This is a genomic window from Photobacterium sanguinicancri (assembly GCF_002265265.1).
GTDB lineage: Bacteria > Pseudomonadota > Gammaproteobacteria > Enterobacterales > Vibrionaceae > Photobacterium > Photobacterium sanguinicancri.
In genome coordinates, this window is record NZ_NOIF01000031.1 from 13,222 (window position 1) to 37,016 (window position 23,795).

A 23,795-nucleotide genomic window follows, 5' to 3' on the forward strand; every position below is an offset into this window, starting at 1 on the left:
AGTATCTGTTCTGTACTATGTTTGACTGTAACACCAGTTGTAGAGTCTTAATGTTAGCCTTGATAATAATTGAGTTTCTAATACACATTCTTTGAACTGCGCTGCAAAAAAAGAGTCACAGAATGCAATATTCACTGGAATTAATGTTTAAAACAGTGTTCAATATTGCTCTGAACGCTGGAGTCGAGCATACTCTTTGGTGATGTAATCTTTTGAAATGGAGCATGGCATGGCCGAAGAAACGATCTTCAGTAAAATTATTCGTAAGGAAATCCCAGCGGATGTCCTTTATCAAGATGAGATGGTGACAGCATTTCGTGATATTAACCCGCGTGCGCCAAGTCATATTCTGATTATTCCGAATAAGCTGCTTCCAACAGTTAACGATATAGAAGCAGACGATGAAGCGATGATGGGACGTTTGTTTACCGTTGCACGTAAATTAGCGAAAGACGAAGGTATTGCTGAAAATGGTTACCGTTTGATTGTGAACTGTAATCCGCATGGTGGCCAAGAGGTTTACCATATCCACATGCATTTAGTCGGTGGTCGTCCACTTGGCCCTATGCTTGTTGGCTAAATAAGTAGAGGAGTGAAGGCATGCTAGGCATGGTTCACTCCTCGTTATTGACTGTTTGTTGGTGATTAACCAGCTCAATGGATGAAAGGCTATAAATTTCATGCTGAAAAAAGCCGCAACGGTATTGTTATCTTTGACATTAGCGGCCTGTGCTAATTTATCTGCTCAGGGATTGTTTAGTCATTACAGTGCAGCGATGGCCCCTACACATACGGCTTTAGAGCAAGGGCGATACGAATCCGCAATTAAATCATTGCCAACAGCACCTGCAGGCCCCATTCTTGATGGTATGGAGCAGGGACGAACACGCTTTATTGCTCAACAATATCCTTCCAGTTTTTCTGCTTTTCAGGGCGCTGATATCGCTGTGAAAGAGCAACAGAGTAAAGCGATTATCCAAGTGTCTGAAGGCTTTAATCAAGCTGGTGCGATACTAACTAACGATAATATGATCACCTATCAACCGACCGATTACGAGTTGGGCTTTTTACATCTTTATCTTGCGCTTAATTACGTACAGCAGCATAAACTCGAGGGCGCATTAGTTGAAGTGCGTCGTGCGAATATGGTGCAAGAAGCGGCACGTAAAATCCGAGAGAAAGAACTTGCTAGTGCTGAAAAGGCGGTAAAGAAAAAAGGCATTAGTGACAATATTGGCGCGGTACTGGCACGTTACCCTGATGCGGGTACAACGCTAAGTGCAGTACAAAATGGCTATCTGTTTTTCTTATCAGGGGTGTTGTACGAAGCGGATGGCGATTTGAATGGCGCTTATATCGACTTCAAGCGCGCATTAGCGGTTGCTCCTAATAATATATATGTCGCACAAACAGTACTGCGTTTGGCAACACGACTACAAATGCGTGATGATTTACAAACACTCGAAGCGCGTTATGGTAAGTATCAAAAGCCAGCGAAAAACGAAGGCAGAGTGGTTATCTTTGATGAGCAAGGTGTCGTTGCTGCTCGCGATAACTGGCGATTGCCGCTTTATCTGAGTGACAGCCGTGGTCAAGGTGCTATCTATAATTTAGCATTGCCATACTATCGCAATGTGACTTTACCAAGATTATCGCCACTTAAATTGGGCAATAACTCATTGAATAGTGAACAAGTTGCTAATGTTAATAGCATGGCGCAACAGAGTTTGTCTGAAGGTTTACCTGCAATAGTGGTTCGCCAAGCATTGCGTGTACTGGCAAAAGATGAAGTGAGACGTACAGCTGCAAAAAATGGCGATGATGTTGGCAATGTATTAGCGAATATTTTTAATACGCTGACAGAGCAACCCGATACGCGCAGTTGGCAAACATTGCCAGCCGCTATCAATATTTATCAGGATGATGTCAAAGCGGGAACGCAGACGTTAAGTTGGAATGGGCAACAGTTGGATGTTGAAGTGAAAGCAGGACGCACAACCATGGTTTGGGTGTCACGCCAAGGCAATCAAGTCAGCTGGTGGTCAGTATTACTAGGAGCAAATTAATGAAAGCACTATCTGTCTTGTTATTTGCATTGATGCTGTCGGCATGTGCGCCACGGACATCAGGCATTAGCATTGAAAGCAGCAATCAAAATGTGGTGATTGGCAATTCATCCTTAGCGAGTAAGCTAACGATTGAAAAAGCCATGATCACAAATGTAAATGGATTGATGAAAGCAGCTGTGCCTGTAACGAGTCAATCTGAAAATGACCTCCAACTTCAATATCGTATCTATTGGTATGATGCACAAGGCCTTGAGCTTGAGGGCAGCGATGCACCTTGGCGCCAATTTGTGATTCATGGTAAAGACTCGATGACACTCCAAGCGGTAGCGACTAGTGCTAACGCAAAGCAGTACCGAATTTATATTCGCCGCGCTAATTATTAATTGATTATTTTTAAAGGTAAGAAGATGAAAAAAGGCCTAATCGCTGTATTAAGTTTAGCTATGTTGTTGGGTGGTTGTGCTCAGAAAGTTAGCTACGGTGACGCTCAAGAAGCGGAAACGACAACCATTGAATTTGGTTCTACGGATCTACAGAAAATTGCAGTAGAAATGACAGATAGCATGCTTGCTTCTGGTTCTGTTGCTTACATTACGGCTAATGGCAAACGTCCGATCGTAGTGGTTGATAGTATTAAAAACAAAACCAGTGAGCACATTGATACAGAATCTGTAACTGATTCTATCAGCACGCGCCTATTAAATTCTGGTAAGTTCCGTTTTGTTGATATGACGCGTGTTGAAGCGGTTCGTAAACAACTTAACTTCCAAAATAACGATGAGCTAGTTAATCAAAGCACTGCTATTCAGTTCGGCCAAATGGTTGGCGCGCAATACATGCTTTACGGTAATCTAGCGAGCATCGTTAAGCAAAACGGTAGTGACAAAGACGTTTATTACAAAATGACAATGCGCTTGATGGATCTTAAAACAGGTTTGATCGAGTGGGCGGACGAGACTGAAATCCGTAAGCAAGAAGCGAAGTCGCTATTTGGCATGTAATACCAATTAGTCACTGATTCAACAAATAACGCCAATGAATGCTCGTTGGCGTTATTTTTTTGCCAAAAAAGTACGATCGTGCTAAAAATGGTGTCAGGCATTAAAGAGGCAGCACTCGTACCGATAATGAGCAAAAAGAAAGCAACACGAGAACATATTCTAGCCACAGCTTTTGAGGCAGCTAGTACTACAGGGTTAGACAGCTTGACCATAGGGAAGCTGGCGACGGATGTGGGTATGTCTAAAAGCGGTTTATTTTCTCATTTTCAGTCGAAAGAAAACCTGCAGGTGGCTGTGATTGAGTATACCGGCACCTTGTTCGTTGAGCGTGTTATCCAGCCTGCACGAATAGCGCAGACGGAGAATGTTGAGCACAAGCTACGTCTATTGTTTAAACATTGGCTTGCTTGGAATCGTTCATTCCAAGGTAGTTGTATGTTTATCGATGCATGGAAAGATAAAGCTGGTGAGGCTGATTGCGCTTTACAGGCTGCTTTACAAGGAATGACGCGTCGTTGGTTGGATTATTTGGTACACCAACTAGAGAAAGGGAAAGCGAGTGGAGAGTTTTGTGCAAGTATTGATAGCTGGCAAGAAGTTTACCGTTTATATGGTATCTATTTGAGTAGCCACTTATTTCAATCATTAGCATTAGAAACCGATGATCATCAGCGTTTTTGGACTGGGATCGACAGTTTATTTAACGAGTGGCGACAGCCATAACTATCAGGGTATAAATTGCAGCACAGTGATGTTATGCGTTTATGCCTTAAATTTTAATAATAAAAAGCACGGTCGTTCTATTTTTGGTTTCAATATAACGTCGAGGCTTGATGGAGAAGGTTAGGATGAGTAGCAAAATTTACTTTAAGCAAACTGGTGGCGTGAATTTACGCCGTGGGTTCATTAATGTTGCATCACGTTTGCATCATCGTATTGCTCCTGCACATGCAAAGCAATTTGCCAAAAAGCTATTGCTGACGCCTGTGCGGTCTAAAAAAGTCATCATTGAACCAGAAGGGCTTGTGCGCCAGTCGATTGAGACATCAGAGGGTAAGATCATGACTTACCGCTTAGGAAGTGGTCCTACGTGGGTGCTAGGCCATGGTTGGTCTGGCTCATCCAGTCAATTTTTCCCATTGATGGAATATATTGCGCAGGCTGGCTATACCGCATTGGCATTTGATAACCCGGCTCATGGTGAGAGTGAAGGTCAGTTTGGGCATTTGCCTGGGTTTGTCGCTGCTTTAGATGGTGTTTTAGAACAGCAAGATGCCATTGCTGGAATTGTTGCGCATAGTATGGGAGGCGCAATGGTACTTGAGAGTCGACACCTATGCTTAGAGAGTAAACCTGTGTTATTGGTTGCCCCTGTACTCAATTATGCTGAAAATCTTATGACAACGGTTGAGCGATCAGGCTTTTCAATGAAGCTTTTCCAAGAAGTGATTGATGAAATTGCGGTGAGTTATCAATACGAACTTGAAAGTATTAATCCATTGCAGCGTCTTCAGCTGACGAAAGCTCGCACGGTTATTGTGCATGATAAAGCTGATAAATTTGCATCCTTCTCAGAATCCGAGCTGGCAGGAGAATTGTCTCATGTTACCTTGATTGCAACTGAAGGGTTAGGGCATGGTCGAATCCTAAAAAGTGAGCAATTACGTCAAGGTTTTGATTTATTAGCGCGTGCTTAAAGCCGTGGTTTAGTGGGTATAAATTTAAATAGGCAGAATTAAGAAAATGGCAACAAAGGTAGATACATTGGTTTTTAATACGGCGATAAAAACCATGATTGAACATCAGATTGGTCAGCCTATTATTAATGCAGCCCCTTTGCTGGGGGGGCTAAGTAATCGTTGTTGGCGAGTCGACTTTGATTCATTTTCTGCCGTATGGCGGCCTGTTGCTAAGGCATCTGATGCGTTTGCTGTTTCGCGCTTGCATGAGTCTCAAGTACTTCTTCAACTACAGGAAAAGCCATTTTCACCCAATGTATTATTACTTGTCGATGATGGCTTACTTGTTGAGTGGCTCGCTGGCGAGGTGCATCACACCCCATGTGATCTTGATACGATGATGTCTCTTCAAGCACGTATTCATCAATGCGTAGCGCCTGTTCACACTTTAGACGTACACGAAAAAGCGGCTTTGTACTGGCGCGCAATATTGCCTGATGACAAGCATGCTGAGCTTGAGTCGGTTTTTAATCGCTTTCAGCAAACCGCGCAGCCTTATGCCTTTCCGCTGACTTGCTGTCACTTTGATTTAGGTTATTACAACGTTATTCGTTGTGAAGACCAGACGGATGCAGTAATTGATTGGGAGTATTCGGCAGCAGGTGACCCCGCGTTGGATCTGGCGATGACAATTCAAGCCAATGATTATGAGCGTGAAGCCGCGGTGAATGCATATTGTCGAGCACGTAATGAGCACAACATTGAGTGTTGGCAAAATGCTGTAATTGCGTGGCAACCTTGGTGCGATTATCTTGCAATGCTATGGTATTTTGCCGGAGCGCAAGTTTGGCAAGATCAGAATTATCGTGATCAAGGTAAGCGTCTATTAAATCAATTGCTTTGATTGAAATATAAGCAATCTAGCTCAGTGGAATTACAAGGAATGTAATTTCAACTCGTGGTAACGGTCTATATTGATCGTTAAAGGCATTACATTCGTATTAATTTAGTGTCACAAACATAGACTGACTCCAAGGATTAGTGAGGTTAGTATTGAAATTGCTTTTATCATCATTGTTTCATAATACAGATACTGCTAAATCTTGGCGGTATACCTTCTGCTGTTCTTACCTGCTACGAGCAAGTGTGATTCTCGCTGTCCTTTTTACAACAGGGTGCGTGCTTCGTCTTGGTTACAATACGCTTAATTTCTGGATCCCATATTATGTTTCGGATTATGTCAGCTTAAACTCTGCGCAAGAACGCGCGTTTGAAACTAATCTTGATTTGGCACTTGAACAACATCGCGCAAAAGAGCTTCCTAAGATCCACCGTTTAATTTCAGAACTTCAAGCGGATCTTGAAAAACCACTGACTTTCCAGCAGATAAAAAGCTATCACTTCAAATTTACAGCGGTGGGGCAAGAATCGGCGACTATTTTTATTCCGACATTTTCAGCTATGTTGAGATCGCTTAATGCTTCCCAGCGAAACCAATTTAATAAAAAAATTGAAGATGATATAGAGAAAGTACGGCAAGAGCGTGTGAAGCTCACGACTGAACAAAAAATAAAAAAGCGAAGTTTGGATCTTCAAGCAAAAGCGAAAGATTGGTTAGGCTCGCTAACCACTAAGCAAAGAGGGCTACTAACAGAGCTTGCAGGCTATCAAGTCGAGATGGAGCCCACATTCTTTTCTGTCAGACAGCATTTTTTAACAGATTGGAAAGCCTTGATGTCTCAACAGCGTTCAACGCAATTTCAACAGCAACTCAAGATAACGGTTCACCAGCTTTTGGCCTTTGAAAACCCTAAAGTAGAAAAAGAACTCATTTTCTATTTGAATCGCCGTTTTGATGTTATGCGCCGACTTAATCATAGCCTGAGCGATAACCAGCGTGAACACTTACAGGGGTTGTTGACTGATCTGCGTAAGGATATGGCAAAGCTTATTCATGAATAGCCCTGAGAAAATAACCTATGCTATTGGTCAAAACGTTTAAATATTAAGATATGCTTTGCCGCCTTTTCATCGCAACAACGCCTGTTTTGGGGTAGCGAAAAGCATATGAGGTAGTGTTAACCTTACTAATATGATGGCTTGCGGAGGGGCAAAGAACTGTGGAGTATTCCTCGGTTTTGCATACAAATTCCGACAATAGACTTTTAAACCTCAAGAAACGTGTTAGATTAATTTTGCAAGATATATAAACCGAGGGAGAAAAGGATGATCATTTATCTGCATGGCTTTGATTCAACAAGCCCAGGTAACCACGAAAAGGTTTTACAACTACAGTTTATCGATCCCGATGTACGGTTTGTTAACTACAGTACGCGCCATCCTAAACACGATATGCAGCACCTACTAAAAGAAGTGCACAAACTGATTGAAGAATCGAGCGATAAAAACCCTGTTATTTGTGGGGTTGGTTTGGGTGGGTTCTGGTCTGAGAGGATTGGTTTTTTATGCGGTATTAAACAGGTCATTTTTAACCCGAATTTACATCCTGAAGTTAACATGGAAGGAAGAATTGACCGACCTGAAGAGTATTTAGACATAGCAACTAAATGTGTTTCCGAATTTAGAGAAAAAAATGCAGGGAATTGTTTATGCATACTTTCAACTCAAGACGAAATATTAGATAATCGTCACACAAGTGATGCTCTAGGTGATTACTACAAAATCATCTGGGATGAGAAACAAACTCATAAATTCCAAAAATTATCTCAGCATCTACAAACTATAAAAGCGTTTAAAGAAACAATCTAAGCCTCCTACGCCTTTGAAGGACTGATTATAAATCGGTCCTTCTATCTATTTGCCCTCTGAAATCGTGAGGTTTCATGGTCAGTTTGTCTTAGTGTTTACTGTTGTCAGCCACAGAACTAAGTCGAGCTATTCAAGACAAGAATTCGATAAATCAAAGAGGAAGTAATCGTGACGCGAATTATCGTTGTTGGCGGTGGTGCCGGTGGGCTTGAGCTTGCTACAAAACTAGGTCGTACATTAGGTCGCAAAGGTCGTGCAGAAGTCACGCTTGTTGATCGTAAAGCAAGTCATTTATGGAAGCCTCTTCTACACGAAGTAGCAACAGGTTCGATGGACGCAGGTGTGGATGCATTAAGCTATCGCGCCCATGCTAAAAATCATCACTTCGATTTCCAAATGGGTAGTTTGCAAGAAATTAATCGTGAAGCTAAAACGATTACGCTATCTGAATTACACAATAAACAAGGTGAATTGTTAATGCCTGAGCGTGAGCTTGCGTATGACATCCTTGTTATGGCGATCGGCTCAACGTCTAACGATTTCAACACTCAAGGTGTACGTGATAACTGTATTTTCCTTGATAGCCCAGAGCAAGCACACCGTTTCCGTACAGAAATGAACGATCAGTTCTTGAAGCTTCACGCTAATAAAGAGCAGAAAACCGTTGATATCGCAATTGTTGGTGCAGGTGCGACGGGTGTAGAACTTTCTGCTGAGCTACACAATGCTGTGAAAGAGCTGCAAAACTATGGTTTTGGTGGTCTAGACAGCTCACGCTTAAACGTGAATTTGGTTGAAGCGGGTGAGCGTATTCTTCCTGCTTTACCGCCACGTATTTCATCAGCAGCGCACAGTGAGCTAACCAAGCTTGGTGTGAATGTTCGCACTGCTACAATGGTAACGAAAGCCGATGAGTCTGGTCTAACAACGAAAGACGGTGAACACATTCCTGCACAAATTATGGTTTGGGCTGCTGGTATTAAAGCGCCTGATTTCATGAAAGACATCGCAGGTCTTGAAACTAACCGCATTAACCAACTAGTTGTTAAACCAACACTGCAAACTACGCGTGATGATGACATTTACGCGATTGGTGATTTAGCGTCTTGTGTTCAAGCGGATGGTAGTTTTGTACCACCTCGAGCACAAGCGGCACACCAAATGGCAAGTCGTTGTTTTTCTAACATTGTTGCGAAAATCACTGACCGTGAGCAAAAACCATACGTATACAGTGATCATGGCTCACTTGTTTCTTTAAGCCGTTTCTCGACGGTAGGTAGCCTGATGGGTAACCTAACGAAAGGCTCGATGATGGTTGAAGGTCGTATTGCACGTGTTGTGTATATTTCACTATACCGCATGCATCAGGTTGCTTTGCATGGTGTGATTAAGACGGGGTTGATGATGCTGGTAGGGCGAATTAACCGCGTACTTCGTCCGAACCTGAAACTTCACTAAGTTAGCCTGAATAAACCAGATAATAAAAAACCGCCAATGTGATAATGGCGGTTTTTTTACGTCTGCGTGTTAGGGCATTGTTAAGCGATTAGTTGATTTTGATGAGCTCAACATCAAAAATCAGCACTGAACCAGGTGGAATGCTACCAATTGCACGGTTGCCATAAGCAAGATTAGCAGGAATAAAGAAGCGGGTTTTCTCGCCCTCTACCATTAGCTGTACACCTTCAGTCCAACCTGCGATTACTTGGTTTAGACCAAAATCAATTGGTTGACCGCGATCTACTGAACTATCGAATACAGAACCATCTAATAAAGTACCATGGTAGTGCACAGTCACTTTATCTGATGCTTTTGGATGAGCGCTGCCAGTGCCTGCTTGAAGCACTTGGTATTGCAGACCTGAAGCTGTGACATTCACACCCTCATTTTGTTTGTTCTCAGCCAGAAAGGTTTCACCTGCTTGGATATTTTCAGTAGCTGCTTTTTTGTTGCTTTGAGAGCGATACATGAAAAAAATCACGAAGCCAATAATGGCAATGGTTACGATAATCTTGAACACAGGCTGTCCTTTAAGTGTTTGAGTTGAAATTATAATACGTGGTTTAAGTTATACCAATCCCATCAATTATCCAAACATTCTTGCTGGTTTAAATGACTAAGAATTGCGTTATAGATTTTTCAGGTAGAACAAATAGCTAGCTGCAATCAATGCCGAGTTCTCAGTGATTTTCCTGCACAATATCCTGCGTAGTTAATCAAGATAATTGGCAGCTTTAGAAAGCTTCATCCAACAGCTTTGTATCACTCGGAATGATGGAATAAAGGTTGGCATCAATGGGATCACCATACATCATTATTTTGTTACGCAGTAAGCCTTCAAATTTTGCACCAAAAGTTAACGCGGTACGTTGGCTCGCAATGTTATCGGGGTGGGTGACAATATCAAGACGGGTTAATCCGAGCGTAATGAAGGCTAAGCGGCAGATGACATACAGCGCTTCAGAGGCAATGCCTTTTCGGTGATGGCTTGAACGGATCCAATAACCGACATTTGCCGAATTGGAGTTAGCCAATACATCGTAGAGTGAAATACTGCCGACAAAAGTGTCACTACATCGGTCAAAAATTGCGAGCTCATAGCACACATCCGAGCGCCAATTTACTCGACTAGTAATAATCCACTCATTTGCATCGTGCTGATTGTAGCTATCACCACACCATTCTAACCAAGGCGTTAGTTCTGGTAACGATTCATGCACCGCTTCTAAGTGAGGAAGCAAATCGACACTTTTATAAGGGCGTAGAGTAAGACGTGGAGTGTTGTAGATATAGTCTAAATTCATTGGTATTTAATACGTTTGAATAGAAAAAACCTCGCTAAAGCGAGGTTTCAAAAAATTAAGCACCGACACGACGTACTTGAATAATCATACCCATTAGTGGGTGATCCAAGTAGTGGGTTTCGCTGCTCTTCATTCGACGTGTTTGCTTAAAGCGGAAGTCTTTCAGGAACTCTTCTACTTCAACCCGCTTTTTCACTTCTTGAAGGTGGCCAACTTGCACGTTCCCTTCGTTCCCTAATGTATCAATTTCAAGCGGTTCAGTACCTACAATGACTTCACGACGACCTGGTTCACGTAAGTCTAAATCGGCTTCAACGAACAAGTAGTGTTGAACATAGACTTGTAACTTGCCGTCAAGTTCAAACAGTGAGTTTTTGATAGCAGACTCGTTAATGTTATTGATGCCTGTATTGGCTGTACCATTGTCAGTTGTGACGACAATACCACCTTCTTCGCTTGGCGTTGTTGTGCTGAAGTCTTGATTGGCTTGTGCTGTCACAGCGTCGCGTGAGCTACCATCCTCAAAGTAACGGTCTGAGAAATCTTTGCCTGCGGTTAGGTGAATACGAGGTGCAGCACCTCTACTTTTATCACCCTGACGCCATGCAATATGAGCAAGAGGCGTGAATCCAGCATGGTTTTTTAGCTTGGCGTATTCATTATTTAATTGGTATTGGCTTGGTGGTAAAACGCGTACGCCTTTCGCTGCAAGATGTTCGGTATCACTAAAAGCAATGGTGCCACGTAAATCAATGGGCTTTTGGGCATCAGGCCATGATTCATTGACTTGCTCTGGATTAATGTTGCGCTTAAACAAAATGACTTCAATATCAAATTGTCGTGCTGCAAAACTTGGCCAACTTACTACTAAAAGCAGTAAATAGATAAACTTTTTCAAGGTAATACTCCGCACGTTAGTGCATTCAATTATAAGCGGTTTTCAGCAAACTGTGTTAAGACATCGTCAACAAACTTGACGCGGTCTTTCGCATTATTTAGCGGTATAGCTAACTTCAGCTTCGTTGGCCCTTCCATTCGGTATTTCTGCGGCTGTGATTGTAACAAGCCAACAAGGAAGGTTGGGTTGATGCTGGCATCTGGATTGAATTCAAGATACGCACCTTTTTCACCTGCTTCAATACGCTTAATGCCAATACCTGCAGCTTTCAGTTTGATTTTGTTTAATGCTAACAGGTTCGTTGTAGCTTCGGGTAGTAGGCCGAAGCGATCTATTAGCTCAACTTTCATTTCATTGATCGCATTTTCATCATTCGCACTCGCAATACGTTTGTATAGCGATAGGCGAGTATTGATATCTGCGATGAAATCGTCAGGGATCAGAGCGGGTATGCGTAGTTCCACTTCAGTTTGTTGTTTCAACAAATCATCGAGCGATGGTTCTTTGCCTTCTTTTAATGCATCAACAGCCTGTTCTAGCATTTCCATGAAGAGGGTAAAGCCAACAGATTGGATTTGACCACTTTGATCATCGCCCAATAGCTCACCTGCACCACGAATTTCTAAATCGTGGGTTGCAAGGGTAAAGCCAGCGCCAAGATCTTCTAATGAGGCAATCGCTTCTAAACGTTTGACTGCATCTTTGGTCATGCGTTTAGGATGCGGCGTTAGCAAATATGCATAAGCTTGGTGGTGCGAGCGACCAACACGGCCACGCAGTTGGTGTAGCTGAGCCAAACCAAGGTTATCTGCGCGGTTCATGATGATGGTGTTTGCGGTCGGCACATCAATACCAGTCTCAATAATGGTCGTACAGACTAATACATTGAAACGCTGGTGATAGAAGTCACTCATGATACGTTCAAGCTCTCGCTCAGGCATCTGACCGTGAGCAAATGTAATACGCGCTTCTGGCACGAGCTTGGTCAGTTCTTCGACCGTTTTTTCGATGCTGTCTACTTCGTTATGCAGGAAGTATGTCTGACCACCACGCATAATCTCACGTAGAATTGCCTCACGTACCACTAAATCATCACGCTCACGCACGAATGTTTTGATGGCGAGGCGACGTGCTGGTGGGGTAGCTATAATGGATAAATCACGCATGCCACTCATCGCCATATTCAGCGTACGCGGAATAGGCGTTGCCGTAAGGGTTAAGATATCGACATCGGCACGTAGTGACTTAATTTTCTCTTTTTGACGAACACCAAAACGGTGTTCTTCGTCGACGACTAATAAACCAAGGTCATGATATTTAATTGAAGCATTTAGGAGTTTATGAGTGCCGATCAGGATATCAACTTTGCCAGCCTCTACGTCTGCCATAATTTGCTTTTGTTCTTTTGGCGTTTTAAAACGCGAAAGTACTTCAACCCGCACTGGGGTGTTTGCAAAACGGTCTCGGAAGTTTTCAAAGTGTTGCTGGGCAAGCAGCGTCGTTGGCACTAAGACACTGACTTGTTTGTTGTTATCGATAGAGACAAACGCGGCTCGCATTGCGACTTCCGTTTTACCAAAACCAACGTCACCACAGACTAGGCGATCCATCGCTTTTGCTTGGCACATGTCAGACAGTACGGCATTAATGGCAAGCGCTTGGTCATGGGTTTCTTCAAATGGGAACCCCGCACTGAAATCAGCATAACCTTCGCGGTTTAGGATAAATTTATGGCCAGGTTTTAGCTCTCGTTTAGCGTAAACATCAAGTAATTCCGCAGCCACATCTCGGACTTTTTCTGCTGCACGTTTGCGTGCTTTGGTCCAGGCTTCACCACCTAATTTGTGCAGTGGTGCTGTATCTTCAGCGCCACCTGAGTAACGACCGATTAAATGTAAAGAGGCGACAGGCACATAGAGCTTCGCGCCACCTTGATATTCTAGGGTAACGTATTCTGTCTTTAATCCGCCGGCTTCAAGCGTTTGTAGCCCTTTAAAGCGGCCAATACCGTGATCGATGTGCACCACGGGTTGGTCGATTTTTAATTCAGCCAGGTTACGGATAAGGGTATCGGCATTTATAGTTTTCTTTTCTTCACGTCGACGGCGCTGGATAACGCGCTCACCCAATAAATCACTTTCACAAATGAACGCGATATTGGCATCTGACAAGATAAAACCATTCTCAGCGGCACCAATAACCAGCGTGTATTCACTTGGCGCTTGCAGTGCTTCGGTGAGGTTTTGACATACCATTGGGCGAAGTTTGATGCGCGCAAGCAAATCGAGTAAGGCTTCTCGACGGCCTTCAGAGGCAACTGAAAAAATCACTTTACCGCTGAACCCTTCAATAAAGCGGCGTAATTCAGCGAAAGGTTCTTTTAGCTGCTGGTTAATCATTAACTCAGGCACAGCTTCTAGGGCTGGGTTATATCGGCCTGCTTTATCCGATTCAGCTTCATGGCGAAGACGTACTTGTGGTAACGGTTTAAAGCCAGCAAACATTTCGTCTTTGCCTAGCCATAATTCTGCTGGTGGCAGCAATGGGCGCAGCGGATCGACGCGACGTTGATCGTAACGGTATGCCGCATCAGCTAAAAACTGATCGACAGGTGATTCCAGCTCGCCCACAGTCACTAACAAACTGCTTTGTGGTAGGTAATCAAATAGCGTTTCTGTTTGCTCAAAGAACAGTGGTTGCCAGTATTCAATACCCGCAGGCCATGTCCGCTTGCTGACTTGCTGGTAGATAGACTCTGGTTCGCGGCGTGCATCAAAACGTTCACGCCAGCGCATACGAAAGTTTTCTACTGCGATTTCATCGGTAGGGAACTCATGAGCAGGTAATAAATGGATTTCGTTGATTTCACCGGTTGAACGCTGGTTTTCAGGATCAAACTGGCGAATTGAATCGACTTCATCATCAAAAAAGTCAATGCGGTATGGGTGGTTACTGCCCATAGGATATAAATCAACAAGAGAACCGCGGCTGGCATACTCGCCGTGTTCCATCACTTGATCAACATGACGATAACCCGACGCTTCAAGTTGAATACGGAGCTTCTCAAGCGACAACCGATCACCGTTACTCACTAATAGCGCATGCTGATGTAAAAACGATTGTGGCGTTAAGCGTTGCAGCAGCGTGCTGACTGGGATGAGTAATACCCCAGAACTTTGGGTCGGTAACTTGTATAAGCAAGCGAGTCGGTCAGAGATAATATCTTGGTGCGGTGAGAAATTATCATACGGTAAAGTTTCCCAGTCGGGGAAAACGGTAACGTCGTGCGCGGTAAATTGGCTTACTTCAGGTTGAAGACGTAATGCTGATTGTGAATCAGCGACAACAACCAGCAGTGGGCCTTGATGTTCATTGGCAAGCTCAGCAATAGAAAGGGCAAGTGCCGCCCCAGAAAGGTTGCCTACGAATCGTTTGTCACCCGCTTTCTGTGGATGAGGTATAGCAAGAATAGATTCTGTTTTCATGGGGCTCTAATTAACTATTTGAACGTTGTTGTGCGCGTTCGCGCAGCAATTTTTGTTGAACATGCAAAGCCGCTCGGATTAATAAATCACGATCGTTTTCAAGTAGCTGGCTATAGCACAGGTGCACTTCGTAGTTGTTTTTATCGCCGCTGTTGCCTTTGGCATCGCCAGTTTGATTGCTGTATGGCTGGCAATCAATAACGTCGGCATAACAATAGATAGCGGCTGGTGGATCGGTTAAAAACAGTTTCATGCGGACAGTACAACCAGTGGCCAGCGGTGTTGGCGAAAGAAAGCTCAGTCGGCTGGCACCAAAAGTTCGGGTTGTAAAACGAATGGCCGGATCATCTTGTTGGGAAAGAACATAGGAGAGCAATAGATTGATCTTGGTATTTTGAGCACCAAGGTAGCCAATTAACGCTTTGCTATCGTCGCTGCCAAAATTAGACAATAGACGCTCTGTACTTTCTTCTAGTTCGCTGCATTCACTAGCAACACGAAATAGCGGGGGAATTTCTAAACGAAAGGCCTCTTCATCAGGGCATGCAGTGTTCTCGTCAAGTGGCTCTACATTAATAGTCAGCCCTGCATGGACTGAAAAATATTCATCCTGAATCATCGGGTACTCTGTTTTTTAATTCAATTTAAGGATTATCACGCACCTTTGCCAATCGAGCAAGTGAAGCGGTTTAACTGCTCATTATTTGTCTATATTTAGCTGTTGTTTTTTCATTACTTTTACTTAGGCGGTTGGTAATCACTCACGGCAAGGGTTATGCTTGCAGGCAGTTATTTATTGATGGTTTTTGAGCGAGTTTATGTTTCATCCCGTCTCACTTTTTATAGGGTTACGTTATTTGCGTGGCCGTTCTGGCGACCGATTTAGTCGCTTTGTCTCTTATATGTCGACCGCAGGTATCACGATAGGTGTGCTTTCTTTAGTGACGGTATTGTCGGTGATGAATGGTTTTGAGCAACAGCTCAAGCAGCGTATTTTAGGGGTCATGCCTCAAGCTGTGATTAGTGAACCAGCAAATATCACCTTGTTAGCAGACCAAGCGCCAGCATGGCTGTCTGAATTACCGCATACCACACAAGTTACGCCAGTTGTTCGTGGTGAAGCTATTTTGCAAAGTGCCCAGTCATTATCTGCGGGTATGTTAATGGGGGTTGACCCATCTGAACTTGAACCTATCGCGCAACAAATGACATTGGGCAACCTTTCTGACCTTACATCGGGTAGCTATCGTGTGGTGCTTGGCCAAGCATTGGCGGTACAACTGGGTGTCCAGGTGGGTGATAAAGTGCGCTTGATGGTCACCAGTGCTAGCCAATACACACCATTAGGACGTATTCCAAGTCAGCGAAACTTTACTGTATCTGGCTTGTTTGATACTGGATCTGATGTAGACAAACAGCTGATCGTGGTGAACATACATGACGCTGGTAAGTTGTTACGTTTGAAAAGAGATGAAATTTCTGGCTGGCGTTTATTCTTAGATGATCCGTTTGCGGTGACTGAACTGGCTAATATGTCGTTACCAGATGGCTGGGCATGGTCTGATTGGCGTGAACAACGTGGCGAACTTTTCCAAGCTGTTAAAATGGAAAAAAACATGATGGGCTTGATGTTAGGGCTAATTATTGGTGTTGCTGCGTTTAATATTATTTCTGCGTTGATCATGGTGGTGATGGAGAAACAAGCCGAAGTCGCCATTTTGAAAACCCAGGGTATGACTAATTTTCAAGTTTTGATGGTGTTCATTGTTCAAGGGGCGAGTAGTGGTGTTATTGGTGCCTTAGCGGGTGGATTACTCGGGGTATTATTGGCTATTAACCTCAATACTGTTATGACGGTATTTGGCGTACAGTTGATTACTGTTGGTGGTTCACTGCCTGTTGTTATTTCACCGCTTCAAATTTTGTTTGTTATTTTAGGTGCTATAGCATTAAGCCTATTAGCCACTGTTTTTCCTTCTTATCGTGCAGCTACTGTTCGTCCTGCTGAGGCACTTCGTTATGAGTAATTCGTTATTAGTTTGTCATGGTTTGCGTAAAGTTTATCGCGAAGCTCAAATGGAAACCGAGGTACTGAAAGGTGTTGGCTTTAGTATTGAAAGCGGTGAACTTGTCGGTATTGTTGGATCATCAGGTTCAGGTAAAAGTACGTTGTTGCATTTACTAGGGGCTTTGGATGAACCAACAGCGGGCGAGGTTTTTTTCAACGGGAACAACCTTGGCGCAATGAGTACCAATAAACAAGCGAAATTGCGTAACCAAGAGATTGGTTTTGTGTATCAATTTCACCATTTGCTCTCTGATTTTAGTGCATTAGAAAATGTGGCAATGCCTCTGCTTATTGGTGGCGTCGCCATTAATGAAGCCAAATCCCGAGCAGAAGAACTGTTGGCGATGGTTGGTTTAAGCCATCGGATAGAACACCGTCCGTCAGAGCTTAGTGGTGGTGAACGCCAGCGTGTGGCTATTGCTCGTGCATTAGTGAATAAGCCGTCGTTAGTCTTAGCTGATGAGCCAACAGGTAATTTAGACCATAAAACGGCATTGGATATTTACGATTTAATGCGTCGTTTGAATAAAGATTTTGGCACAGCATTTTTAGTCGTGACGCATGATAAAGAATTAGCGGCAAAACTTGATCGCTGTATGCACATGCAAGATGGTGAGTTGGTACAGGTTGAGGTGGCCTAATGTTTCGACCTTTGTCCCTGTATATAGGTAGCCGATTCAGCCGTGCCAAACAACGAAATAAGATGGTGTCGTTTATTTCGATGTCGTCTACGTTGGGGATTGCGATAGGTGTTGCAGTGATCATTATTGGTTTATCTGCAATGAACGGTTTTGAACGTGAATTACAAAATCGCGTACTATCAGTGATCCCTCATGGTGAATTACAAGCGGTGAATCCTCCATTTACCGACTGGCAGCCTGTGATTGAAAAAGCAGAACAGCACCCTCGTGTAACGGGCGCGGCACCGTATATTCTGTTTACGGCGTTGCTAGAAAAAGGCACAAACCTGAAGGCGGTTGAAGTACGAGGTGTTGATCCTACTCAAGAAGAGAAAGTCAGCGCGATCCCGCAATTCATCCAAAATGGTGCGTGGCAGCGATTTAAAGCAGGCAGTAAGCAAGTGATCCTTGGACAAGGTGTTGCGGATAAGCTGGGTATTAAAGTCGGTGATTGGATCACGGCGATGATTCCAAATCCAGATCCTGCGTTGAAGTTACGAGCACCGCATCGCGTTCGCCTACAAGTATCGGGTTTATTAGCATTGGGTGGTCAAATAGACCATAACTTAGCCTTGGTACCGTTAGCGGATGCGCAGTCCTATTTAGCGATGGGTGACGGTGTGACTGGCGTTTCACTTCAAGTTGATAATGTACTCGAAGCCATGCCTATTGTACGTGAGGTCGGTTATACCTTACCTGTCTATGTGTATCTGAAAAGTTGGACCCAAAAATACGGCTATTTATACCGTGATATTCAGATGGTTCGTACCATCATGTACTTAGTCATGGTGTTAGTGATTGGTGTGGCGTGTTTTAACATTGTGTCGACACTGATGATGTCAGTAAAAGATCGATCACCAGATATTGCAATTCTTCGTACCATGGGTGCCAGCGACGGTTTAATTAAGTCCATCTTCATTTGGCATGGCGTACTCTCTGGGGTGTTAGGCAGCTTGGTTGGCTCGGCAATAGGGTGCTTTGTCGCATTGAATCTGACGTCTTTGATCAAAGGCGTAGAGCAGCTCATCGGTCACCAGTTTCTATCTGGTGATATCTACTTTGTCGACTTTTTACCCACAGAATTGGCAATGCAAGATGTTGCCCTCGTGACGATTACTGCGGTTATTCTGAGTTTACTCGCGACTTGGTACCCTGCTCGTCGTGCGAGTGCACTGCACCCAGCGCAAGTACTGAGTGCTAAATGATTTTTTAGCGACCGGATGATTAGGTATAACGGGAAAGCAGCCAATCTGGCTGCTTTTTTTATTCAGTGTACTTAGTCGTAGTAGCACTCGCTGTAGCACTGAACATTGTTATGGGTCGATAACACAATGATGCAAATACAGTGATTTGTTAGTAAAACTATCTTAGTTGCTACTCGCATCTACATAAGCTTTATTTAGTATTAAGAGCCTGTTCGACATAATTTTGATATTAAAAAACCTCGTTACCCATTGAGTTGATTGGTAACGAGGTTTTTTTGATGGTTATAACTTTTTAGGCGTTATAACCCTTTGCTAAACGGTTTTCTAAAGCGGCGTTTATTCCAGCTTCTTACGACTGAATAACGCCATAGGCCTTGAATACCGAAGTAACCAATAAGGCCACAAGCTACGCTGCAAATAAGACAGCCAAGTAAGAATGGCGGTCCAATTTGGCTCATTTGATGCAGTAAGAAATCCCACGACAGTTCAAAGTGGAAAGCTTGATGTGGCGTATGCATCAACCATGCCCCAATCTTATATGCGCCATAAAAAAGCACAGGCATGGTAATAGGGTTGCTTATCCATACTAAGGCAACAGAAAGCGGTAAATTAACGCCGAAACAAACAGCTAAACCTGCAGCCATGATCATTTGGCTGGGTAGGGGAACAAAAGCCATAAAAAGGCCAACAGCGAAGGCGCCCGAAGCAGAACGGCGGTTTAAGCACCATAAGTTCGGGTTATAGAGGGTGTTGCCGAAAATTTTCAAAGCCTTTTGGCGCTTGATGACGTCATGGCTTGGTAAGAAACGTTTAATAAGTTGTTTAGGCATCTTTATTTCATACTAATCAAGTAACTAAAATGGTTATCCAAGCAGCTATTGGTTTTTCTATCGGATTATTGTCTCTTCACTACTGGCCTTATGTGCTAGCAGATCAAGATGTGCTCATTATTACCCTGCTTGGTGGGGGTGTCGCTTTATTCTTACGCTACTATTTATGCCACTATGCCTTGGCAAATGTATTGATATGGCTCCTTGCTGGTGGCTCGTTTGTCTATATTTCAACCAATAATTATATCAATACAGTGATACAGATCCCTCCGATGGGAGCGAATATTACCATAGTTGGCATAGTTGATAGCATACAAAATGTGAATATTCCGTCTGATAACTTTGATTTCATTATCAAGAAATGGAAAGTACCGTCGGAAACATCCATTAGGGAAATGAAGGTTCGTATTTATTGGAATGAAGCAAATACCCTGAAGCAAGGGGAGTTGCTGACGTTACAAGTTGTTCTGCGCCGACCGTATGGTCGAGTGAATCAGGCCGGGTATGATGCCGAAAAATGGTACGTTGGACATGGCTTTCATGGCCGAGGTAATCTTGTCGAAATATTGCCTGTTACGGCACCACCTACAACGTCAGGTTTTTTACATCAGCAAGGCTCAATTTCCGTGCGGCAATTATTATTTGATACTGTCGTTGACCAAGTGATTGCCTTGCCAAGGCACGGATTATTGCTTGCGCTCAGCTTTGGTGTGAAAGATGCGTTAACCGCTGACGATTGGTTGTGGCTACGTGATAGTGGGCTTGCTCATTTAATGGCGATTTCTGGTCTACATATCGGTTTGGCTGTTGGTCTTGGTTGGTGGGTTGGGCTTCGCTTACGGGGCATACTCCCTGAGGTAACATATTTTACTTGGCTTCCTATGTGGATAGGTTTGCTTTTAGCATTATGTTACGCATGGTTAGCGGGGTTTAGTGTCCCAACACAGCGTGCGTTGCTAATGGCCAGTTTAGTCATGTTATTTATAAGATACTTAGTGGTGTCACCTGCATGGTTTATTTTATTACTGACATTTGCGCTGTGCTTAGCAATAGATCCATTAGCTAGTTATACCATGGGTTTTTGGTTCTCGTTTTTTGCTGTGTTTGTGCTGTTAGTTTTACGGTCGAGCCAGCAATCAGTGCCTCAAAAGAACAGTGCTAACCAACAACAAGAAGACGATTCAAATGTTGCTTCAGGTGTTGGTATCGGCCCTCATCCTTCAGCTAATCGTCGAATTTCATTATTCATGAGCACGGCAATCATCACATTCTCGCTAATGTATCAACGCTCAAAACAGTTGCTGTTTTTACAGCTGTATTTGCTGATATTAATGTTGCCTTTGCAGTGGTCTTTTTTCGGGGGATTTTCCGCGTTAGCCCCTGTTATTAATTTTATTGTCTTACCCTTGGTGAGTCTGCTCACTGTTCCTTTAATTTTTGCTGCCTTGCTGGTCATCAAAATTCCAAGTTTAGCCACTATATTCTGGCAGTTAGCTGATTGGAGCCTATGGCCTGTGGTATGGCTCGGGCAGCTTTCAGTCGGAGCGTGGCTTGAATTTTCTCAGCTATGGCTACCTGTTGTGGTGCTTATTGCTGTATTTGTCGTTGGTTTACGACTGTTACCTTTTCATCATTTTCCCGCGCTCTACTTTAGTATCGTATTGGGGTTCTGCTGTTGGCAGTGGCAGCAATATGCCCCGATAATACAGAAGTTTTTATTTACCCGTATGGAAACGACAATAGAGAACAGAGCAGAACAATCATTAGGTGCATCAACTGATCGGCAGTGGCATGTTGACATGTTAGATGTCGGGCATGGCTTATCTGTACTCATTACCCGCAATGGACGTGCTGTTTTGTATGACACGGGTAACCGATGGCGACAAGGCAGTATTGCTGTATCGGTTGTTGAACCAGTATTGAAAGATAAAGGTATTTACACACTCGACGGCTTAATACTAAGCCACGCTGATAGTGATCATGCAGGTGGCGCAAGTTATTTAAGTGTGCGGTATGCGCCTAACTGGAAAAGGAGCAGTGATTATCGTCTAGGGTATTTACCCTGTATAAAAGGTGAAACATGGGAATGGCAATCACTCACATTCACCGTCATTTGGCCACCGAAGCGGGTTAAACGTGCGGCCAATCCACATTCTTGTGTTATTACGATAAGTGATAAGCTTTTAGCGAGTAGGGAGGGCCATCAAGAAACCGAGGTGTTATTAACAGGAGATATTGATGCCATATCTGAACTTTTGATAGCCCGAGAGCAGCCAAAACTATCACCTGATGTGTTTTTTGTCCCTCATCATGGAAGTCGTACGTCATCAAGTGTGACTTGGCTAAATAGAATGACGCCTAAACTCGCGTTAGTGTCTGTTAGCCGTTACAACCCTTGGCAATTACCTGCTATTTCAGTGAAAGAACGATATCAAGTTCGAGGTATTCCGTGGCTAAGTACTGCGGAGTCTGGTCAGGTATCCGTGGTTATACAAGATGGCGACATTCAATATAAAGAGGCGAGAACCAGTTATCAGCAAACATGGTATCGAGACGTGTTTTCTGCCTTGTAGCTGGTTGTTAGTCGCCCACCTTCAAGCGTGAAGGTGGGCGTTTAATGATATTGAGAGTAAAAATACAGCCTCAACGTTATTACTATGTTCAGGTTATGGACTAAACAATCTTAAATTGTCTAATTACATCCTGCATATTAACGGCCAGTTGACTAAGTTGCATACAGGCCTGAGCTGTTTGGGATGAACCTGCCGCAACTTCACCAGAGAATTGGTTGATATGTTCAACATTACGCTGTAATTCTTCGGATACAGAGCTTTGCTCACTGCAAGCACTTGCAATTTGAATGCTCATGGCTGCCATGTCATTAATTGAAGCACTAATTTGATCTATGGTATTTCCTGTCTGCTCTGTTTGCTCTACGCAGCGAAGGATTAACTCACAGCTATTGCTTGTTCCCTGTACTGCCGTTTTTGAACGAGACTGGAGTTTATCGATAATTGAGACGATCTCTTCCGTTGAAGATTGAGTTCGCCCAGCCAAGGTTCTTACCTCATCGGCAACCACTGCAAATCCACGTCCTTGCTCACCTGCGCGCGCAGCTTCAATCGCTGCATTCAATGCAAGTAAATTCGTCTGCTCTGCAATGCTTTGGATGACATCCACAACCATACTAATGTTAGAGCTATCTTGTTCTAGCTGTTCAACCATTTCACCTGTTTGTTGGATGACACTTTGTGCCTTTTGAATGTTTTCGATGCTTAATTGCACCACGACTCGTCCTTCTTCCGCATCTGAGGTTGCATTGTTGGCAGACTGAGAGGCCTCTTCTGTATTGTTTGCGACATCATTTACCGTTGCTTGCATTTGATTCATTGCCGTAGCGATCAAGTTAAGCTGGTTTTGCTGCTCATTCATGCCTTGTGAGGTTTGCTCGGAAATAGCGCTAACTTCTTCAATCGACGCACTTAGTTGAGTTGCTGTGCTTGAAATTTGCTCTATTAGGGCCAACAATTTATCCTGCATTTGTTGAAAACTATCTGCAAGTTGCCCCATTTCGTCATTGCCAATTTTGTCTCGTGCAATACGGTGCGTTAAATCGCCAGAAGAAATCTTATGAGCTAACTCCATCACAAGTTCAAGCGGACTACATACTTGACGGCTTAACAGCGATCCCATTACGACCATGAAACCGAGTAGTAAAATTACACCCGCAAATGCATACAAGCGAGTGTCTTCTACCATCTGGTTACTCGTGGCTTTATCTGCGGTCATATAAGACTGGTTCAGTTCTTCAAGATCAGATAAAGCAGTTTGTAATTTTTGAAAGCTGCTTAAGCTAGAGAGAACGATTTGATTGGCTTGATCGAGGTCACGTCGTTTTAATGCAGGAATATACTCTTTCGATTGATTTAGGTACTGCTGCCAAGCTTGGTTTACTTGTGCAAAGGTTTGTTTATCGTTGTCATCCCACAGGCCTTTTTCATACTCATCTAGGTAAGCATTAATGCGTTTTTCTGAGTCGATAATACCTTGAATCCAATTAATTAGTTGTGGGTGCTCTATGTTAGGTAGAAGAGAGAACTGATCTTTACGCAGTGTTATTACTTCATTTTGTGTGTTTTTAACTAAAACAACACTGGGTACTGTGGTTTCGGCAAACTCGACCAGAGAATCATTCACATGATCGAGTTGGTTAACAATAAAAAAGATTAGGAAAACAATCGCAGCAGAGATGCTAGCGAAAACGGCAAACATTTTTTTTCTAATACTTAAATCGGATATTCTCATAG

21 protein-coding genes are annotated in these 23,795 nt (G+C 43.4%); 14 read left to right on the forward strand and 7 right to left on the reverse strand.

Translation table 11 applies throughout. From position 1 onward, the window contains the following. Positions 1-229 precede the first annotated feature (229 nt). The 10 genes from hinT (at position 230) to ASV53_RS07210 (ending at position 8,976) form a co-directional block, all read left to right on the forward strand. Positions 230-580 carry a purine nucleoside phosphoramidase gene (gene hinT / locus ASV53_RS07165; protein WP_094956599.1) on the forward strand — a complete coding sequence of 117 codons (351 nt, stop codon included), beginning with the start codon at positions 230-232 and terminating at the stop codon, positions 578-580. A 100-nt stretch (positions 581-680) separates the two neighbouring features. Further along, the gene (locus ASV53_RS07170; RefSeq protein WP_094956600.1) at positions 681-2,066 is read left to right on the forward strand and encodes a COG3014 family protein; all 1,386 of its coding nucleotides are present in this window, start codon (positions 681-683) and stop codon (positions 2,064-2,066) included. Continuing rightward, complete coding sequence (locus ASV53_RS07175) at positions 2,066-2,452, forward strand: YcfL family putative periplasmic lipoprotein (RefSeq protein ID WP_062688677.1); 387 nt, start codon at positions 2,066-2,068, stop codon at positions 2,450-2,452. The genes ASV53_RS07170 and ASV53_RS07175 overlap by 1 nt, the downstream gene beginning before the upstream one ends. Before the next feature lie 24 nt (positions 2,453-2,476). After that, positions 2,477-3,070, forward strand: coding sequence for a penicillin-binding protein activator LpoB (gene lpoB, locus ASV53_RS07180; RefSeq protein ID WP_062688678.1), 594 nt, complete (start codon positions 2,477-2,479; stop codon positions 3,068-3,070). A gap of 126 nt (positions 3,071-3,196) precedes the next feature. After that, entirely contained in the window at positions 3,197-3,793 is a 597-nt protein-coding gene (locus ASV53_RS07185; protein ID WP_094956616.1) for a TetR/AcrR family transcriptional regulator, read from the forward strand. A gap of 125 nt (positions 3,794-3,918) precedes the next feature. Beyond that, a complete protein-coding gene (locus ASV53_RS07190; protein WP_094956601.1) occupies positions 3,919-4,767 on the forward strand; it encodes an alpha/beta hydrolase in 849 nt (282 codons plus the stop codon). 46 nt (positions 4,768-4,813) lie between these two features. Next, the gene (locus ASV53_RS07195; protein ID WP_094956602.1) at positions 4,814-5,653 is read left to right on the forward strand and encodes a phosphotransferase; all 840 of its coding nucleotides are present in this window, start codon (positions 4,814-4,816) and stop codon (positions 5,651-5,653) included. 242 nt (positions 5,654-5,895) lie between these two features. Then, positions 5,896-6,711 carry a DUF6279 family lipoprotein gene (locus tag ASV53_RS07200; protein ID WP_239928745.1) on the forward strand — a complete coding sequence of 272 codons (816 nt, stop codon included), beginning with the start codon at positions 5,896-5,898 and terminating at the stop codon, positions 6,709-6,711. Between the two features lie 264 nt (positions 6,712-6,975). After that, positions 6,976-7,518: an alpha/beta hydrolase YcfP gene (gene ycfP / locus ASV53_RS07205; protein WP_094956604.1), complete on the forward strand. Its 543-nt coding sequence runs from the start codon at positions 6,976-6,978 to the stop codon at positions 7,516-7,518. 168 nt (positions 7,519-7,686) lie between these two features. Continuing rightward, on the forward strand, positions 7,687-8,976 hold the full coding sequence (locus tag ASV53_RS07210) for an NAD(P)/FAD-dependent oxidoreductase (protein ID WP_062688686.1): 1,290 nt from the start codon (positions 7,687-7,689) through the stop codon (positions 8,974-8,976). Positions 8,977-9,064: 88 nt separating this feature from the next. Here ASV53_RS07210 and bamJ read toward each other — a convergent pair whose 3' ends face one another. The 5 genes from bamJ to ASV53_RS07235 form a co-directional block, all read right to left on the reverse strand. Then, entirely contained in the window at positions 9,065-9,538 is a 474-nt protein-coding gene (bamJ, locus tag ASV53_RS07215) for a BamJ family beta-barrel-assembly machinery protein (protein WP_094956605.1), read from the reverse strand. 214 nt (positions 9,539-9,752) lie between these two features. Further along, positions 9,753-10,322 (reverse strand): GNAT family N-acetyltransferase, encoded by a 570-nt coding sequence (locus ASV53_RS07220; RefSeq protein ID WP_062688690.1) that lies wholly within the window; start codon positions 10,320-10,322, stop codon positions 9,753-9,755. 55 nt (positions 10,323-10,377) lie between these two features. Continuing rightward, positions 10,378-11,220: a peptidoglycan binding protein CsiV gene (locus ASV53_RS07225; protein ID WP_094956606.1), complete on the reverse strand. Its 843-nt coding sequence runs from the start codon at positions 11,218-11,220 to the stop codon at positions 10,378-10,380. 29 nt (positions 11,221-11,249) lie between these two features. Next, a complete protein-coding gene (gene mfd / locus ASV53_RS07230) occupies positions 11,250-14,705 on the reverse strand; it encodes a transcription-repair coupling factor (RefSeq protein WP_094956607.1) in 3,456 nt (1,151 codons plus the stop codon). 10 nt (positions 14,706-14,715) lie between these two features. Continuing rightward, positions 14,716-15,324 (reverse strand): PilZ domain-containing protein, encoded by a 609-nt coding sequence (locus tag ASV53_RS07235; protein WP_094956608.1) that lies wholly within the window; start codon positions 15,322-15,324, stop codon positions 14,716-14,718. 199 nt (positions 15,325-15,523) lie between these two features. Here ASV53_RS07235 and lolC point away from each other — a divergent pair, with 199 nt between their 5' ends. The 3 genes from lolC to lolE are packed head-to-tail and all read left to right on the forward strand — an operon-like array spanning position 15,524 to position 18,658. Beyond that, on the forward strand, positions 15,524-16,732 hold the full coding sequence (gene lolC, locus ASV53_RS07240; protein WP_094956609.1) for a lipoprotein-releasing ABC transporter permease subunit LolC: 1,209 nt from the start codon (positions 15,524-15,526) through the stop codon (positions 16,730-16,732). Then, positions 16,725-17,414: a lipoprotein-releasing ABC transporter ATP-binding protein LolD gene (lolD, locus tag ASV53_RS07245; protein WP_094956610.1), complete on the forward strand. Its 690-nt coding sequence runs from the start codon at positions 16,725-16,727 to the stop codon at positions 17,412-17,414. The genes lolC and lolD overlap by 8 nt, the downstream gene beginning before the upstream one ends. Continuing rightward, positions 17,414-18,658, forward strand: a complete 1,245-nt coding sequence (gene lolE / locus ASV53_RS07250; RefSeq protein WP_094956611.1) for a lipoprotein-releasing ABC transporter permease subunit LolE — start codon at positions 17,414-17,416, stop codon at positions 18,656-18,658. The genes lolD and lolE overlap by 1 nt, the downstream gene beginning before the upstream one ends. Before the next feature lie 299 nt (positions 18,659-18,957). Here lolE and ASV53_RS07255 read toward each other — a convergent pair whose 3' ends face one another. Then, positions 18,958-19,488: a DUF2062 domain-containing protein gene (locus tag ASV53_RS07255; RefSeq protein ID WP_062688701.1), complete on the reverse strand. Its 531-nt coding sequence runs from the start codon at positions 19,486-19,488 to the stop codon at positions 18,958-18,960. Positions 19,489-19,517: 29 nt separating this feature from the next. Between ASV53_RS07255 and ASV53_RS07260 the strand changes: the two genes are divergently transcribed. Further along, a complete protein-coding gene (locus tag ASV53_RS07260) occupies positions 19,518-22,061 on the forward strand; it encodes a DNA internalization-related competence protein ComEC/Rec2 (protein WP_094956612.1) in 2,544 nt (847 codons plus the stop codon). Between the two features lie 100 nt (positions 22,062-22,161). Here the strand turns inward: ASV53_RS07260 and ASV53_RS07265 are convergent, their stop codons facing one another. Beyond that, positions 22,162-23,793 carry a methyl-accepting chemotaxis protein gene (locus ASV53_RS07265; protein WP_094956613.1) on the reverse strand — a complete coding sequence of 544 codons (1,632 nt, stop codon included), beginning with the start codon at positions 23,791-23,793 and terminating at the stop codon, positions 22,162-22,164. Between the last annotated feature and the right edge of the window lie 2 nt (positions 23,794-23,795).